Genomic DNA, 302 nt, shown 5'->3' with positions numbered 1-302 from the left:
GGGGCGGTAGGGCCGGTCCTGGGCCAGTGCCTGGAAAATGTCCGCCACGCGCAGGATGCGCGCCTCGATGCACATGCGGTCTGCGCTCAGGTGGAAGGGGTAGCCGTGGCCATCCGGCTCTTCGTGGCTGTCTCTTATACACATCTCCGAGCCCACGAGACATTAACAAGGATCGCGTATGCCGTCTTCGGCGTGAAAAGGGGGGGGGGGGGGGGGGGGGGGGGGGGGGGGGGGGGGGGGGGGGGGGGGGGGGGGGGGGGGGGGGGGGGGGGGGGGGGGGGGGGGGGGGGGGGGGGGGGGGG

General features: G+C 75.2%; 1 protein-coding gene. It reads right to left on the bottom strand.

From position 1 onward, the window contains the following. The coding region (locus tag JHD64_RS21625) for an HD domain-containing phosphohydrolase (RefSeq protein ID WP_304506672.1) at positions 1-144 on the bottom strand (144 nt) is incomplete at its 3' end. Positions 145-302: the final 158 nt, after the last annotated feature.

This window comes from Aquitalea sp. ASV15 (assembly GCF_016429115.1).
In the GTDB taxonomy this organism is placed as follows: domain Bacteria; phylum Pseudomonadota; class Gammaproteobacteria; order Burkholderiales; family Chromobacteriaceae; genus Aquitalea; species Aquitalea magnusonii.
This window is presented reverse-complemented; position numbering and strand designations above follow the sequence as displayed.